Annotated in this window: 13 protein-coding genes; 4 read left to right on the top strand and 9 right to left on the bottom strand. The window is 70.6% G+C overall.

Going from position 1 to position 14,825, the window contains the following annotated elements:
• Positions 1-69: 69 nt before the first annotated feature.
• From JJ685_RS12130 to JJ685_RS12120, 3 genes are all read right to left on the bottom strand, one after another.
• Entirely contained in the window at positions 70-687 is a 618-nt protein-coding gene (locus JJ685_RS12130) for a c(7)-type cytochrome triheme domain-containing protein (protein WP_201674480.1), read from the bottom strand.
• Between the two features lie 43 nt (positions 688-730).
• Positions 731-2,101 (bottom strand): dicarboxylate/amino acid:cation symporter, encoded by a 1,371-nt coding sequence (locus JJ685_RS12125; RefSeq protein ID WP_201674479.1) that lies wholly within the window; start codon positions 2,099-2,101, stop codon positions 731-733.
• Between the two features lie 136 nt (positions 2,102-2,237).
• Positions 2,238-2,519 carry a hypothetical protein gene (locus tag JJ685_RS12120; protein ID WP_201674478.1) on the bottom strand — a complete coding sequence of 94 codons (282 nt, stop codon included), beginning with the start codon at positions 2,517-2,519 and terminating at the stop codon, positions 2,238-2,240.
• A 279-nt stretch (positions 2,520-2,798) separates the two neighbouring features.
• On the opposite strand from JJ685_RS12120, the gene JJ685_RS12115 reads away from it, so the two are divergent.
• From JJ685_RS12115 to JJ685_RS12105, 3 genes are read left to right on the top strand one after another with little or no spacing between them, the layout of a single operon-like run.
• Positions 2,799-3,713, top strand: coding sequence for an alpha/beta hydrolase (locus JJ685_RS12115; protein ID WP_201674477.1), 915 nt, complete (start codon positions 2,799-2,801; stop codon positions 3,711-3,713).
• Between the two features lie 4 nt (positions 3,714-3,717).
• Positions 3,718-4,692, top strand: a complete 975-nt coding sequence (locus JJ685_RS12110; protein ID WP_201674476.1) for a tripartite tricarboxylate transporter substrate binding protein — start codon at positions 3,718-3,720, stop codon at positions 4,690-4,692.
• Positions 4,693-4,721: 29 nt separating this feature from the next.
• Positions 4,722-5,372: a hypothetical protein gene (locus JJ685_RS12105; RefSeq protein ID WP_201674475.1), complete on the top strand. Its 651-nt coding sequence runs from the start codon at positions 4,722-4,724 to the stop codon at positions 5,370-5,372.
• Positions 5,373-5,391: 19 nt separating this feature from the next.
• On the opposite strand, the gene JJ685_RS12100 is transcribed toward JJ685_RS12105, so the two are convergent.
• The 6 genes from JJ685_RS12100 to JJ685_RS12075 form a co-directional block, all read right to left on the bottom strand.
• The gene (locus JJ685_RS12100) at positions 5,392-8,094 is read right to left on the bottom strand and encodes an eCIS core domain-containing protein (RefSeq protein WP_201674474.1); all 2,703 of its coding nucleotides are present in this window, start codon (positions 8,092-8,094) and stop codon (positions 5,392-5,394) included.
• A 199-nt stretch (positions 8,095-8,293) separates the two neighbouring features.
• Complete coding sequence (locus tag JJ685_RS12095; RefSeq protein ID WP_201674473.1) at positions 8,294-10,207, bottom strand: potassium transporter Kup; 1,914 nt, start codon at positions 10,205-10,207, stop codon at positions 8,294-8,296.
• Between the two features lie 71 nt (positions 10,208-10,278).
• Positions 10,279-10,965 (bottom strand): response regulator, encoded by a 687-nt coding sequence (locus tag JJ685_RS12090; RefSeq protein ID WP_201674472.1) that lies wholly within the window; start codon positions 10,963-10,965, stop codon positions 10,279-10,281.
• Positions 10,962-12,443, bottom strand: coding sequence for a sensor histidine kinase (locus tag JJ685_RS12085; protein ID WP_201674471.1), 1,482 nt, complete (start codon positions 12,441-12,443; stop codon positions 10,962-10,964). The genes JJ685_RS12090 and JJ685_RS12085 overlap by 4 nt, the downstream gene beginning before the upstream one ends.
• A gap of 24 nt (positions 12,444-12,467) precedes the next feature.
• Positions 12,468-12,878: a methylglyoxal synthase gene (locus tag JJ685_RS12080; protein ID WP_201674470.1), complete on the bottom strand. Its 411-nt coding sequence runs from the start codon at positions 12,876-12,878 to the stop codon at positions 12,468-12,470.
• Positions 12,865-13,674 carry a metallophosphoesterase family protein gene (locus JJ685_RS12075; protein WP_201674469.1) on the bottom strand — a complete coding sequence of 270 codons (810 nt, stop codon included), beginning with the start codon at positions 13,672-13,674 and terminating at the stop codon, positions 12,865-12,867. The genes JJ685_RS12080 and JJ685_RS12075 overlap by 14 nt, the downstream gene beginning before the upstream one ends.
• Before the next feature lie 168 nt (positions 13,675-13,842).
• On the opposite strand from JJ685_RS12075, the gene JJ685_RS12070 reads away from it, so the two are divergent.
• Positions 13,843-14,712 carry a nucleotidyltransferase gene (locus JJ685_RS12070; RefSeq protein WP_236598888.1) on the top strand — a complete coding sequence of 290 codons (870 nt, stop codon included), beginning with the start codon at positions 13,843-13,845 and terminating at the stop codon, positions 14,710-14,712.
• Positions 14,713-14,825 lie beyond the last annotated feature (113 nt).

Raw genomic sequence — 14,825 nt, 5'->3', positions numbered from 1 at the left:
CCTCTGCGGGACCTTTGCGCCCTGTGCGTTCGGTATCTGGTTTAGGTATTTGTATTTCCCCCCCGCCCCTCACCACCACCGCTGCTGCCCCGGCTGCGGCACGCTGTGGCAGCGCTCGCAGGTGAACATGGCGCTGAAGGCCACCTTGGAGTGGCAGACGCCGCACGATTCGCCGGCCAGGATCTTCGGCATCGTCGTCGGATTGGCGCCGGCCTTGGGGACGAACAGGCCGTCATGGCAGTTCGTGCAGGCCAGCCAGGGCGTGTGCGCCGCGTGCGGGAACTTCACGTACGGCATCTGCGCCGTGTTCTTCATGAGGATGTCCAGGTCCAGCAGGGTCATGGCCTCCTGCTCGCCGCGCACCGAGGCGCGCGGCTGGATCAGCCCCTCGCGCAGCGCCCGCACCCAGTCGGGCTTGCCGCGCCCGTCCGCCGGCAGGACCGCAAAGGACTCCTGCGGCCGCTGCAGCTTCGCGTGATCCGGGTTGGCCGGGTCCAGCACCGGCGGGGGTGGTGCGTCGGTGGGGGCCTCGGGCAGCGACCCGAACAGGTCCTGCGGCCAGTCCGGGGGGGCGACCTGCGCCACGGCGGCGCCGACGATGCAGAGCGCCCCGCTCACCAGGGCGACGGCGAGCGCGAAGGGGCGTGCCGCTCCCGGCCAAAAAAAATCCTGCAAGGCGCGAACCATGCAGGATTCTGGAGCGGCCCACGGGGGCCGCGCTTAAGAAAGGTCAATTGCTCGCGGGAGCGGCCGCGGACCGGACGGCCATGTGCTCGGTCTTCGCATCCAGCACGACTTCGGGCTCGTCGGCTTCCAGCGCGTTCGGCTGCGCCAGGTGCTTGTTGAGCTTGGCCATGTCCAGGTCGCCGGTCCAGCGGGCCACCACCAGCGTCGCCACCGTGTTGCCCACCAGGTTGGTGAGCGCGCGTGCTTCCGACATGAAGCGGTCGATGCCCAGGATCAGCGCCAGGCCCGCGACCGGCACGTGGCCCACCGCGGAGAGCGTCGCGGCCAGCACGATGAAGCCGCTGCCGGTGATGCCGGCGGCGCCCTTGGACGTGAGCAGCAGCACGGCCAGCAGCGTGATCTGCTGCATGATGGTCAAGGGCGTGTCGGTCGCCTGGGCGATGAACACGGCCGCCATCGTCAGGTAGATCGACGTGCCGTCGAGGTTGAAGGAGTAGCCGGTGGGGACCACGAGGCCCACGGTGCTCTTCTTGGCGCCCAGGTTCTCCAGTTTCTCCATGATGCGCGGCAGCACGGACTCGGAGGAGGACGTGCCCAGCACGATCAGCAGTTCTTCCTTGATGTACTTGATCAGCTTCCACACGGAGAAGCCGTGCGCGCGGGCGATGGTGCCCAGCACCAGGAAGACGAACAGCAGGCAGGTCAGGTAGAACGCGCCCATCAGCTTGCCGAGCGAGAACAGCGAGCCGACGCCGTACTTGCCGATGGTGAAGGCCATGGCGCCGAACGCGCCGATCGGGGCGACCTTCATCACGTAGCCCACGATGGTGAACAGCACGTGCGAGCTCTTCTCGATCATGTCGAACACCAGCGTGCCGCGGCCGCCGAAGCGGTGCAGCGCGAAGCCGAACATCACCGAGAACAGCAGCACCTGCAGGATGTCGCCCTTGGTGAACGCATCGAAGACCGTGGTCGGGATGACGTTCAGCAGGAAGTCGGTGGTCGACGCCATCTTGCCCGGGCCGGTGTAGGCCGCGATGCCCTTGGTGTCGAGCGAAGCCGGGTTGACGTTCATGCCGGCGCCGGGCTGCAGCACGTTCACCACCACCAGGCCGATGATCAGCGCGATCGTGCTGACGACCTCGAAGTACAGCAGCGCCAGGCCGCCGGTCTTGCCGACCTTCTTCATGTCCTCCATGCCCGCGATGCCCACCACCACCGTGCAGAAGATGATCGGGGCGATCAGCATCTTGATCAGCTTGATGAAGCCGTCGCCGAGGGGCTTCATCTCCGCGCCGAGCTGCGGATAGAAGTGGCCCAGCAGCACGCCGGCGATGACGGCGCAGATCACCTGGAAGTAGAGGGAACGGTAGAGCGGCTTGCGCGCAGCCGCTTCGAAGGTCGGGGGGAGCATGGCAGCGAATCCTGGGGCTAGAGGAAACCGCGGATTCTGGGGATCGGGAGAAACCCGCGACATTGTGGGTTCCCACAAGTTTGCGCCAGGTCAAGCCCCAGCCGGACCGTGGCGACGGCCCGTGGCCGGGCCGGCCTCAGGCGGCCGCGAATCCTTCGCGGGGCGGCTCGGAGGGCTTCTGGTACACGACCTGCCCGGTGTCGACGTGGATCACCTGGATGGCCGCGCCCGGTTCGGTACGGCTCTTCGCCGCCATCGCGACCGCGACGCAGCGGTGGGCCACGTCCAGTTCGTGGGCTCCGGGCCGGGGCCACAGGGCGCCCCAGATGGGGCGGGCGCTCCGGATGCGGTAGCCCACGGGTTCGGGGCAACCGCCCTTTCCGGCGCGGGCGCACTTGTCGCCGTCGCAGATGTCCATGTCTCCTCGGTCCCTTCCCTACTCGCGGGCCCCAGCATAGGAGCCGGAGCCGGCCCTTCTGTAGGACAAGATCCCGTGCGTCGGCACCAGGGTGCCGGAATGCGACTTTCATGAGCTGGGTCAAAACCGGGGACCGTCCGCGTGTCGGGCCCCGGCAACGGAGGCGGTCCGCATGAGCTGGAATCGCGGCGCGCCTCCTCCCGGCAAACCCGCATACGCAGGGCGGAGCGCGGCTTCCAGAATGGCCCGCACCCACAACCCCAGCGGAGAACGAAAAGCATGAAGGACGTGAAGTGGACGGGCGGCACCGAGCACTGGACGAGCAAGGGCGACGTGCGCCTGTTCCTGTGGAACAAGAAGCCCGCCGCGGGCGTGCCGCACCGGGGCACGCTGTTCTTCGTGCACGGCTCCTCCATGGCCTCGCAGCCCACCTTCGACCTGCAGGTGCCGGGCCGACCCTTCTCCTCCGCGATGGACTGGTTCGCGGCCCAGGGCTTCGACACCTGGACCATGGACAACGAGGGCTACGGCCGCTCCGGCAAGGAGCGCGCCATCAACTGCGACATCGCCAACGGGGCCGATGACCTCGAGGCCGGCACCGGCTACGTGCTGGAGGCCACCGGCGCGCGAAACCTGCTGATGTACGGCATCTCCTCCGGCGCGCTGAAGGCCGCGCTGTTCGCGCAGCGCCATCCGGAGCGGGTGGCGAAGCTGGCGCTGGACGCCTTCGTGTGGACCGGCGAGGGCAGCCCCACGCTGGAGCAGCGGCGCAAGAAGCTGCCCGAGTTCCAGGCGAGGAACCGGCGCCCGATCGACCGCGCCTTCGTGCACAGCATCTTCGAGCGGGACCACCCGGGCACGGCGGACGAGGCCACCGTGGAGGCCTTCGCCGACGCCATCCTCACGCTCGATTCCTCCATGCCCACCGGCACCTACGTGGACATGTGCTCGAAGCTGCCGCTGGTGGACCCGGAGCGCATCGAGGTGCCCACCATCGTCCTGCGCGGCGAGTTCGACGGCATCGCGAGCGTGGGCGACCTGCTCGCCTTCTTCGCGCGCCTGCCCCATCCGAACAAGCAGTTCACCGTGATGGAGGGCATCTCGCACGCCAGCTTCCAGCAGAAGAACTACATGAACGTGTACCACATCCTGCACGCGTTCTACACGCTGCAGGAGCCCCTCTACAGGGGGTGACGCCATGCGCTTCGCAGTCCCCGCGCTGGTGTTGGCGGCGGCCGTGGCGGCTGGCGGTGCGCCCGCCTTCGCGCAGCAACAGGCCTGGCCCACGCACCCGGTCAAGCTGATCGTCCCGTTCGCGCCGGGCGGCTTCACCGACGTGACCGCGCGCATCCTGGGGCAGAAGCTGTCGCAGGCGCTGGGGCAGCAGTTCGTGATCGAGAACAAGCCGGGGGCGGGCTCCACCATCGGCACCGACTTCGTCGCCAAGTCGCCGCCCGACGGCTACACGCTGGTGATGGTGTCGAGCACGCACGTGATCAGCCCCTGGCTCTACAAAAGCCTGCCCTACGACCCCGTCAAGAGCTTCGCCGTGGTGGGCAAGCTGGTGGAGTCGCCCTACGTGCTGCTGGTGCATCCCAAGGTGCAGGCGAAGAACGTGCAGGAGTTCGTCGCGCTGGCCAAGGCCGCGCCGGACACGATCCACTACGCGTCCTCCGGCAACGGCAGCGCGCAGCACCTGATGGGCGGCCTGTTCGTGTCGCTGACGGGCGCGCCGCTGAAGCACGTGCCGTATCGCGGCAGCTCCGGGGCGGCGCAGGACCTGGTGGCTGGCATCGTCGAGAGCAGCTTCGCCGGCGTGCCCAATGCCCTCGCGCAGGTGCCGAACGGGCGTCTCAGGGCCCTGGCCGTGACCACCGGCAGGCGCGCCCCGCAGCTGCCCGACGTGCCCACGCTGCAGGAGGCGGGCGTGGGCGGCTACGACGCTGCGGTGTGGCTGGCGCTGCTGGCGCCCGCCGGCACGCCGAAGGAGATCGTGCACAAGCTCAATGCGGAGATCGGCAAGCTGATGGCCGCGCCCGACACGAAGAAGGCCTTGTTCGACGCCGGAGTCGAGCCCACGCCCTCCAGTCCCGAGGAGATGGCGGAGTACCTGCAGCAGGAACTCACCCGCTGGGGCAAGGTGGTGAAGGAGGCGGACATCCGGCTGGAGTGAGTCGCCTCGCGGGAACGCAGGAGGGGCCTTTGTTCATCGGACATGCCGCCGTGGCGCTGGCGGCCAAGAGGGTGGCGCCTGAGGTGTCGCTGGGCGTGCTGTTCGCGGCCGCCGGCTGGCTGGACTTGGTGTGGCCGGTGTTCCTGCTGCTCGGCATCGAGCAGGTGCGCATAGACCCCGGCAACACGGCGTTCACGCCGCTCGATTTCGTGGCCTATCCCTGGACCCACAGCCTGGTGCTGGCGCTCGCCTGGTCGGCGCTGTTCGCGCTGGCCCTGTCGCCCTGGGTGCGCGGCAGCCGCGCGCGCTGCGTGCTCGCCGCCCTGGTGTTCAGCCATTGGCTGCTCGATTTCGTGGCGCACCGGCCGGACCTGCCGCTCGCGCCGGGCGGCAGCACGAAGCTGGGGCTGGGCCTGTGGAACAGCGTCCCCGGCACGCTGCTCGTCGAGGGCATGCTGATGGCCGCGGGCCTGGGGCTGTACCTGCGTGCCACCCGGGCGCGCGACGGCGTGGGGCGCTACGCGCTGGGAGCCCTCGTGCTGTTCCTGCTGGCGATCTGGCTCGCCAACCTCGTCTCGCCGCCGCCGCCGGACGCGCGCGCGGTGGCCTGGGTCGGCCTCGCCGCCTGGCTCTTCCCCTTGTGGGCCGGGTGGGCCGACCGCCACCGCGGCGCGGTGTAGCCCCGCCGGCGCGACCGCCTCACAGCGGCAGGTTCGCGAAGGCTTCGGCCGGCGGAAGCTCGCCCTTCAGGAGGCTCTCGCGCAGCATGCGCATCCTCAGCCGGATGCCGGTTTCCGTGATGCCCTCCACCATGAAGATGTCCTCCAGCCGGTGGAAGTACTCGCCGCCGAACGAAGCGTTGTCGAACGTGAATTCGTGCTTGAACTCGCCGCGGATGTTGGTGGTCTGCTTGCCGGTCGGCAGCCAGACGCCGTTGTCGGGGTCGTTGATGTCCTTGAACCCGCGCTCGCGGATGAAGTTGCGCACCTGGTCCGCCATCGGTTCGTTGGAGGGCACCATGTGGTGGGCCTGGGCACCGGGCCCGGAGGGGAGCCGGCCCTCGGCGCGCAGCCGCTTGCCCAGGAGCGCCGAATCGCCGACCGCGGGGTCGTATTCGGTCACCCGCACCGCGGGCGTCCGGCGCACGTTGGCCGGGTCGAACTCGCCTTCGATCAGCTTGCCTTCCGCGGCGGGATCGCGGCCCTTCAGCGCGTTCATGCTTTCGAGCAGGTCGTCGGCCTCGTCGGCCTGCCCGCCCGCGGCCGCCTCGAGATCGTAGGGGGTGCGTTGCCCCGTGGAGGGGCCCACGCGCTTGAACGGGCCGATGCGGGTGGACGTCCCGCCGGCGCCCGACGAGGTCACCGTCGACGTCGTGCCGGAGCCCGAGGAGCGGACTGGCGTCACGCGGGAGCCGCCTCCGCCGCCGGACATTTGCGCCACCTTGGGCTGCGCTTCGGCCTGCACGATCTCGACGGCCTGTTGCTGTTCGGCGACCTTCAGCTTCCCGGCTTCCCGGGCGGCCTTGAACTCCCCGATGTTCGTGATGCCCTGCTCCTGCATCGCGGCCAGTTCATCGGCCGTCCAGGGTGCCACGCCCGACGCGCCCTGCGCCGGCGGGGGCGCCTGGGGCTCCACCGGCGGGGTCGGCTTTTCGGGCACCTTGACCGTGGGCACCGGCTCGCCGATGAAATCCTTGGCGCCCCAGAAATTCATGAGCGTTTCCAGACCCCCGACCAGCCCGCCGACGACGCGTTCGGACGTGCTCAGGTGGAGGTCCTCTCCCGTGAGCAGCGATTGGTTGCCGATCGATTCGTACACCTTGCCCGCACCCATCGCATCGTCGAAAGCCGTTGCCGCGATCACGAAAGGATTGGTTTCGCCGTGCTCGGCGCCCTCCGTGGAACGCGAAACCACGTGACTCAGGTAGGACGCACCGAATCCCGCGGCGGCCAGGGTCTTGGCCCACACCGCCGTCGGCACGCCCTGGATCGTGGCCGGCAGCGCGGGAATCTCGGGAAGCACGGCCGCGGCTTCCGCGCCCACGAAGCCACCCGCAAAGATGACGGTGACCACCGCGATCACGTTGGCGATGCCCGCGGCCGAGTCGATGCGGCGGAAGGCCTCCAGCCACTTCGCTTCCTCGTCCTGCTTGTCGCTCGTGTAGAGGTCGTTGACGAACTTGTTCCAGTCGTCGCGGGCCTCCTCGGGGAACTCCTTCCACCACGCGGCGAGATCGTCGTTGGTCCACCACCTGCGGTAGTCCGATGAGTGCGCCGTCTGCCAGGCGAGGCGGCGATCGTATTCCTCGCGCGACGGGAAGTCGGAAAACCCGCGCCGGCGCAGCGAGTCGACGAGATCTTCGCGGGGCGCAGCACCTTCGACCTCGATCGCGCTGCCCGCATTGGCGGCCAGGGCGAGATCCGCCGCGGTGATGCCTTCGCTCACGAGCCTTTCGCCTTCGTCGGCGAGGCGTTCCAGGTCGAGCGCGGAGGAACCGGTCGCCACCCTCGCCAGCAGGTGGTTCCTGATGTATTCCGGCAGGGCGGCGAAGCGATCCGCCGTCTTCGCCGCGATGGTCACAGTGACCTTCTCGCCGGGCCGGAAGTTCGCGGCCGGTTGCCGCCAGGAGAATCCGGGGCCCACGTACTGGACGTAGTCCGGATCGGTGGATCCGTGTGGAGGCACCGTCGGCGAGATCGTGTAGGCGCCCGGCCCCAGCGTGTTGGCGAGGATTTCGATCAGCGTCATCCCGCCGTTGGCGTCGTAGCCCCAGGCGGCACCGGTCTGCCCCTGGACCGCCTTGACTTCCACGATCGGGGCGGCGGTGCCCACGGTGCCCTGCGCCTCCTCCTTGGGGGCTTCCTTTCTCTGCACCACGGGGCGGCCGCCCCGTTGCTGCGCCACGTGCGTGAGCTCGTGCGCCAGCAGGCGGCGGCCTTCGGTCGTCTCCGGTCGGTACGCGCCTTCGGCGAACGCGATGTGTTCACCGTGGGTGAAGGCCCTGGCGGACAAGGCATTCGCCGAGGCCGCGGCCGCGCCGTCGGTGTGGACGCGCACGTTCGACAGGTCGACCCCGAGCCGCGACTCCATCGACCGGCGGGTCGCCCCGTCGATGGCGTGGCCGGGTGACCCCAGGCCTTGCTGCGCAATCGGCAACGTGTCGGCGGGCGACGCGGCCGGCGTTCCGATGGATTTCATCCGCACCGCCGCGGGCGCGCTCGAGGGGCTCACCGGAAGGGCGCCGGTCCCGGACGAGCCGGCGACCTGGTCGGCCACGCGATCGGCTTCCCGCTCGAAGGCGTCGCCCGGCCGATCCACCATCGGCTTCGGCTGGACCGTTGCCGGTGCGTGACTTCCCGGACTGCCGAGTTGCAGCATCCGCTGCACGGCCTGGTTCCCCATCGTCCGATGCAGGATTTCGATGGAGCCCGGATCGTGCCGTGGCGCGACGCGCTGGGCCGCCGCCGTCGGGGGAGTCCTCGGTCTCGGGCCGAACGTGCGCATCGGCGTTCCCCTCTACTGCGAAGGTGGATGGGCGCGAGCATGCACCAACTGCGTTCCCGGCGGAAGGCCCAGGAGGATGAGGGCGCAACGGCCCGGCTCAGAGCTGCACGCGCGTCCCCAGTTCGATGACGGCATTGCCCGGGATGCCGAAGTAGTCCACCGCGCGGCCGGCGTTGCGCGACATCGCCTCGAACAGGTTCTGCCGCCAGCGGGCCATGCCGGCGCGCGGTCGCGGCACCACCGTCTCGCGGCTGAGGAAGAACGAGGTCGCGAACAGGTCGATGGCCAGCCCGTGCGCCGCGCACTGCTCCAGCGCCGCCGGCACGTCGGGCGTGTCCATGAAGCCGAAGTGCAGCCAGACCTGCCAGAAGCCGTGGCCGACATCCTGGACCTCCAGGCGCTGCGCGGGGGACACCCACGGCTGTTCGTGGAAGCACAGGGTCAGGACCACGTTGCGCTGGTGCAGCACCAGGTTGTGCTTGAGGTTGTGCAGCAACGCCTGCGGCACCACCAGGGGCTGGGCCGAGAGGAAGACGGCGGTGCGGGGCACGCGCACGACTTCGGCGTCGCGCGCCAGGCCATCGACGAATCCGGCCAGCGGCAGCAGGTCGGCACGCAAGGTTTCCACGAGCAACTCCCTTCCCCGGTGCCATGCGCTCATCACGACCAGCATGGCGGCGCCGAGCGCCACCGGGAACCATCCGCCCTCCAGGAATTTCGTCGCGCAGGACAGCACCAGCAGCAGGTCGAGCGCGGCGAAGAAGACCGTCGCGCCGACCGAGAGCCAGAGCGGATAGCCCCAGGCGCGGCGCACCACGAACCAGGTCAGCAGGCTGGTGATCAGCATGGTCCCGGTGACGGCGATGCCGTACGCGGACGCCATGGCCGACGAACTGCCGAAGCCGAGCGAGGCCAGCACCACCGCGGCCAGCAGCACCCAGTTGAGGAAGGGGATGTAGATCTGGCCGCGCTCGCGCGCCGAGGTGTGGACGACCTGCATGCGCGGCAGGAAGCCGAGGTGGATCGCCTGCTGCGTCAGCGAGTAGGCCCCGGAGATCACGGCCTGGGAGGCGATGATGGTCGCCGCCGTCGCCAGCACCACGGCGGGGACGAGCGCCGCCGAGGGAAAGCTCAGGAAGAACGGGTTGTCGATGGCCGCGGGATTGCGCAGCAGCAGGGCCCCCTGTCCCGCGTAGTTGAGGGCCAGCGCCGGCAGCACCAGCCCCGACCACGCGATGCGGACCGGCCGCTTGCCGAAGTGCCCCATGTCGGCGTAGAGCGCCTCGGCGCCCGTGATGGCGAGCACCGCGGCGCCCACGGCCACGAACAGGCCCCACCCGCGGGCGTGCAGGAAGCGCCAGGCGTGCAGCGGATCGACGGCCCGCAGGATCTCCGGCGCCTGCGCGACCTGCCAGGCGCCGACCGCGCCGATGACGAGGAACCAGGCGATCACCACCGGCCCGAACCACCGGCCGACCGTGCCCGTGCCCTGCCGCTGGGCGGCGAACAAGCCCACCAGGATCGCGATGGCCAGCGGCAGCACCCAGGGCTTCAGCGCCGGCGCCACGACCTCGAGCCCCTCGACCGCGCTCAGCACGGAGATCGCCGGCGTCAGCACGCTGTCGCCATAGAACAGGCAGGCGCCGAAGGTCCCGAGCAGCAGCAGCCGGTGGCGCAGCTTCGGCTGGCCGGCCGCCGTGCGCGAGGCCAGCGCCAGAAGGGCCATGATGCCGCCCTCGCCGTCGTTGCTGGCGCGCATGATGAGCGCCACGTATTTCAGCGTGACCACCAGCATCAGGAGCCAGAACACGACGGACACCGCCCCGATCACGTTCTCCGCGTCGGCCGGCACGCCGGTGGAGGCCGAGAAGATCTCCTTGATCGTGTACAGCGGGCTGGTGCCGATGTCGCCATAGACGACGCCCAGCGCGGCGAGCGTCAGCGCAGCGGTGCCGCCCCGGTGCGCGGGGTGCTCCGCCGGCGTGCGGGCCAGCGCGGCTGAGGCTTCCATGAGGCGGTCCAGTTCCTTCGTGGGTCAGGACCACGTTCTCGCCCGCGCCGCATCAAAATCGCATAAAGACGCTACTCGTCCGCCAGCCGGTACCCCACCCCCAGCTCCGTCAGCAGGTAGCGCGGCTCGGCCGGGTCGCGCTCGATCTTGGCGCGCAGGTGCCCCATGTAGACGCGCAGGTAATGCAGCTGGTCGACCTGCTCGCTGCCCCATACGTCGGCCAGCAGCTGCCGGTGCGTGACCACCTTCCCGGGTGCGCGGGCCAGCCGCTCGAACAGGCGCCACTCCAGCGGCGTCAGGTGCAGGGCTTCGCCGGCGAGCCGCAATTCGTGCGCCTCCCGGTCGAAGGCGAGCTCGCCCACCTCCAGCCGCGGCGCCGGCGCGGGCGGGGTGGCCGAGCGCCGGAGCATGGCGCGCACGCGCGCCAGCAGCTCGCCCACGCCGAAGGGCTTGGTGAGGTAGTCGTCGGCCCCGGCGTCGAGCGCGGCGATCTTCTGCGCTTCCTGGGTGCGCGCCGACAGCACGAGGATCGGCGTCGTCCGGTGTTGCCGCAGGCGGGCGATGAAGTCGACGCCGTCGCCATCGGGCAGGCCGAGATCGACGATCAGCAGCTCCGCCGGCGCCGCGCCCAGGTCCGCTTCGGCGCCTCCGATGCTGCCGGCCACGCGCGGCGCCATGCCGGCGGCACCGAGGCTGGCCGCGACGAACTGCGCGATCGCGCTCTCGTCCTCCACCACCAGGATCGCCGGGCGCGTCACAGCGGCAGCTCCTGCACCACCACCGGCAGGTCCAGCCGGAACTCGGCGCCGGGTTCGCAGCGCCGCGCCTCCACCTGGGCGCCGTGCGCCTCCGCGATCAGGCGGCAGATCGTCAGCCCGAGCCCCGTGTTGCCTTCGCCGCCGTGCCGCTGGAAACGCCGGAACAGCTGCTGCGGATCGCCGGGCGGCAGCCCCGCGCCGTGGTCGCGCACGGCGACGAACACGCCTTCGCGGCTGCGCCCCGCGCGGACGACGATGTGCGGCTGCTCGCCGCCGTGCCGCACCGCGTTGTCGACCAGGTTGGCCACCAGCTGCGCGAGCAGGTGGGCCTCGGCCCGCACCGGCGGCAGCTGCGGCGCGACGCGCAACTCGAGCCGGGCCCGCGGCCAGCGCCGGCGCATCCGCACGGTGGCGGCGCCGAGGATCTCCTCGAGCGACTCCCACTGCAGCTTCAGTTCCGAATGGGGCTGCGACAGGCGCGCCATCTGCAGGATGTTGTCGGCCATCAGGGTGAGGTCGCGCGCTTCGTCCTCGAGGTTCGCCAGCAGTTTCTCCCGCTGCGCTTCGGCCATGGCCTGGCCCTGGGTGCGCAGCGCGCTGGCGCTGCCCAGGATGCCCGCCAGCGGCGTGCGCAGGTCGTGCGAGAGCGAGGCCAGCAGCGTGTTGCGCGCCGCCTCGGCGCGGGCGCTGTCCTGGGCCCGGCGCGCGGCTTCGCCGGCGCGTTCGCGCTCCACCGAGAGCGCCACCTGCCGCACCAGGGCGAGCCAATGCTGCTGCTCGCCGGCCGCGGGCCGCACGGTGCGATCTAGCAGCAACTGCACGGCGCCCGCGGGGGCGCGGCCCGGGAAGGGCGCACACCACAGCGGCAGGTCCGGCCAGTCGTCGCAGCCGCGCCCGAGCCGGCGCGCCTGCTCCATCGCCCAGCGGGCGGACGCGGGATGGAACGTTTCGCCGGCGGCGCCCGCGGCGAAGCAGCGCGCTTCGCTGCCTTCACCCTGCGCCACGAACACGGCGCAGGGTCGCCGCAGCTCGGCGTGCAGCCATCCGGCCGCGCGCTGCGCCATCGCCTCGTGGCCTTCGCACTGCGCCAGCGCCTCGCTCAGCGCATGCAGTTGCCCCGCCCGCTGCTCGCCCGCCTCGGCGCGCCCGCGTCCGCTGCGCAGCCAGCCGATCAGGGTGTTGAGCGCCAGCGAGACCCCCAGCAGCACCGCCAGCGTCCACCAGTATTCGGCGCCGGCCACGTCGAAGCTGTAGCGCGGCGGGACGAAGAAGAAGTTGAGCGCCGAGACGCACAGGAGCGAGGCGAGGATGCCCGGCCCGCGGTCCAGCGTGACGGCCGTCAGCACCACCGCGACGAGGTACACCATCGCGAGCCCCGCGACCGACATGCTGGCGTCCAGCCCCACGCAGGCCAGCGTCGCGGCGGCCGTCGCGGCCACGGCGGCGGACCATTGCAGGGAAGCGGGCGGGCGCCTCATGCGCCGAATGTTAGGCCCGGTCGGCTATTCCGCGCTGAGCCCGTGCCGCGCCGCGACCAGCGAGAGCAGCATGCGCGCGCTGGCCTCGTTCGTCGCGCAGGGCACGTCGTGCACGTCGCAGGCGCGCACCAGCGCGTTGATGTCCGGCTCGTGCGGCTGCGGCGTCATCGGGTCGCGCAGGAAGATCACCATGTCGATCTGGCCGGAGGCGAGCAGCGCGCCGATCTGGAGGTCGCCACCGAGCGGGCCGCTCAGCATGCGCGTGACTTCCAGGCCGGTCTCGGCGGCGATGCGGCTGCCGGTCGTGCCGGTGGCGCACAGGCTGCACTGGCGCAGCACCGGCCTGAACTCCCGGGCGAGGTCGACGATGGTGGCCTTCTTGCGGTCGTGCGCGATGAGGGCGATGCGGGGTGGGTGGTGTTCAGTGGTGTCCATGGGCTGCGGCGGCCGCGCTGGCGCTCACCGTGCCCACCAGGGTCTCGGTGCCGGGCTGTTCGCGCGGCAACTCGAAGAGGTGGAACGGCGGCTGGTCGGGCCTCTTGCGCAGGAGCAGGGGTCGGGCCACGTTGTAGACCGGCACGCCGTTGATGGTGCGCCCTTCCAGCGTGCCGCGGTGCGCGTGCCCGTGGAAGACGGCGTCGACAGGATAGCGCAACAGCGGCTCCTCCAGCCGGCTGCTGCCGAGGAAGGGGAAGATGTCGGCCGGTTCGCCCTCCACCGTGCCGCAGATCGGCGCGTAGTGCAGCAGCGCGATGCGGCGCGGCGTGCGCAGCTTGGCCAACGCCGCCTCCAGCTTCATCGCTTCGTGCAGCGCCTCCTGCACGAACATCTTGATGACCGGCTCGCCCCAGGCGCCCAGCGAGCCCCGCCCGAACCCGCCGCAGAACCCCTTGGCGCCCGCGATGCCCACGCCCTGGATCTCGCAGGCTTCGCCATCGAGCACGCGCACGCCCGCCTTCTTGAGCGTCTCGGCCACGACCTCGGGCGTGCCGGACTCGTAGTCGTGGTTGCCCAGCACCGCGACCACGGGCACCTTCACCGCGCTGAGTTCGTCCGCCAGCACGTGGGCTTCCTCCGCCGTCCCGTAGTCGGTGAGGTCGCCGCACAGGAGCAGCGCGTCGGCCGTGTCGGCCGCCTGCGCGAAGAAGCCGCGCAGGGTGCCGGCGGAGTCCTTGGTCACATGGATGTCGCCCACGACGGCGAAGCGCACGGTGCTGGGGGATTGGCTCATGGTCCGTCATCCTGCCTGCGCTGCCGCGCCAGGAGCATCGTCCATCCGTGCGGACGGCTGTAGGCGCGCGCCGACGGTCGATGAGGTGCCATGTCCAGTGTGTTTTAGCGTCCCCGCCGAGGTGGGGAAACGCGGCGCGGACCCAAGCTCCGGGCCATGTGTTCCACCATGCCCCTCGCCCCTTCGCTGGAGGAGGAAGTCGCCCCGGAAACGGCCGCGTTCTATCGGCGCGCCCTGCAGACGCTGGCGGATGCAGGCGTGCCCTTCCTGGTCGGCGGCGCCTTCTCCCACGCCTGCTTCACCGGCATCCGCCGGGCCACCAAGGACCTGGACCTCTTCATCCGCCGGCAGGACTACGAGCACATCGCCGAGCTGATGCGGGGCCAGGGCTGGAATACCGAAATGAGCTACCCGCACTGGCTGGCCAAGGTCTATGCGGGCGAGGACTTCATCGACCTGATCTTCAACTCGGGCAACGGCGTCACGCCGGTGGACGATCGCTGGTTCCACGACAACGCCGTCGCCGAGATCCTCGGCGTGCCGGTGCGCGTGGCCAACATGGAAGACAGCATGCTGTCCAAGGCCTTCATCATGGAGCGCGAGCGCTACGACGGCGCCGACATCGCGCACCTGCTGCAGGCCAACGCGGAACGGCTCGACTGGCCCGGCCTGCTGGAGCGCTTCGGCCGCAACTGGCGCGTGCTGCTGGCGCATCTCACGCTGTTCGGCTTCATCTACCCCGGCGAGCGCCATCGCATCCCGGCGTGGGTGATGCAGGACCTGCTGGCACGGCTGGCGGCCGAGGTGCAGCAGGCTCCGGCCCAGGACCCGCACGTCTGCGGCGGCACGCTGCTGTCGCGCGAGCAGTACCTGCACGACGTGGAGCAGCTGGGCTACCTGGACGGCCGCCTCACCGCTGCCAGCACCATGACGGAAGAGGACGTGGCGACCTGGACCGCCGCCATTCCGGCCCGTCAGGCCGCCGCCGCCGCCGCGGGCGACCCCGCCACGCCGCACCACCCGCCCGGGCACGCTTAGGCATTCCACCGACAGTCTTTACTGAATCGTCAGCCTGTACGGCCGGGCGGTCCTTTGACACACTCCGACACATTCAATGAACGAATGAGCGGGTGGGGGGAGCGGGCAAGGAA

Source organism: Ramlibacter monticola, assembly GCF_016722785.1.
Classification (GTDB): Bacteria; Pseudomonadota; Gammaproteobacteria; order Burkholderiales; family Burkholderiaceae_C; genus Ramlibacter; species Ramlibacter monticola.
Note: the sequence above shows the minus strand (reverse complement) of the source record. Positions and strands in the feature narration are given on the sequence as shown.

Coding starts and splice junctions, on each gene's coding strand:
- JJ685_RS12110 (WP_201674476.1), top strand. CDS start 3,718: ATGCGCTTCGCAGTCCCCGCGCTGGTGTTGGCGGCGGCCGTGGCGGCT.
- JJ685_RS12120 (WP_201674478.1), bottom strand. CDS start 2,519: ATGGACATCTGCGACGGCGACAAGTGCGCCCGCGCCGGAAAGGGCGGT.
- JJ685_RS12130 (WP_201674480.1), bottom strand. CDS start 687: ATGGTTCGCGCCTTGCAGGATTTTTTTTGGCCGGGAGCGGCACGCCCC.
- JJ685_RS12125 (WP_201674479.1), bottom strand. CDS start 2,101: ATGCTCCCCCCGACCTTCGAAGCGGCTGCGCGCAAGCCGCTCTACCGT.
- JJ685_RS12085 (WP_201674471.1), bottom strand. CDS start 12,443: ATGAGGCGCCCGCCCGCTTCCCTGCAATGGTCCGCCGCCGTGGCCGCG.
- JJ685_RS12115 (WP_201674477.1), top strand. CDS start 2,799: ATGAAGGACGTGAAGTGGACGGGCGGCACCGAGCACTGGACGAGCAAG.
- JJ685_RS12075 (WP_201674469.1), bottom strand. CDS start 13,674: ATGAGCCAATCCCCCAGCACCGTGCGCTTCGCCGTCGTGGGCGACATC.
- JJ685_RS12070 (WP_236598888.1), top strand. CDS start 13,843: ATGCCCCTCGCCCCTTCGCTGGAGGAGGAAGTCGCCCCGGAAACGGCC.
- JJ685_RS12100 (WP_201674474.1), bottom strand. CDS start 8,094: ATGGGGAACCAGGCCGTGCAGCGGATGCTGCAACTCGGCAGTCCGGGA.
- JJ685_RS12095 (WP_201674473.1), bottom strand. CDS start 10,207: ATGGAAGCCTCAGCCGCGCTGGCCCGCACGCCGGCGGAGCACCCCGCG.
- JJ685_RS12080 (WP_201674470.1), bottom strand. CDS start 12,878: ATGGACACCACTGAACACCACCCACCCCGCATCGCCCTCATCGCGCAC.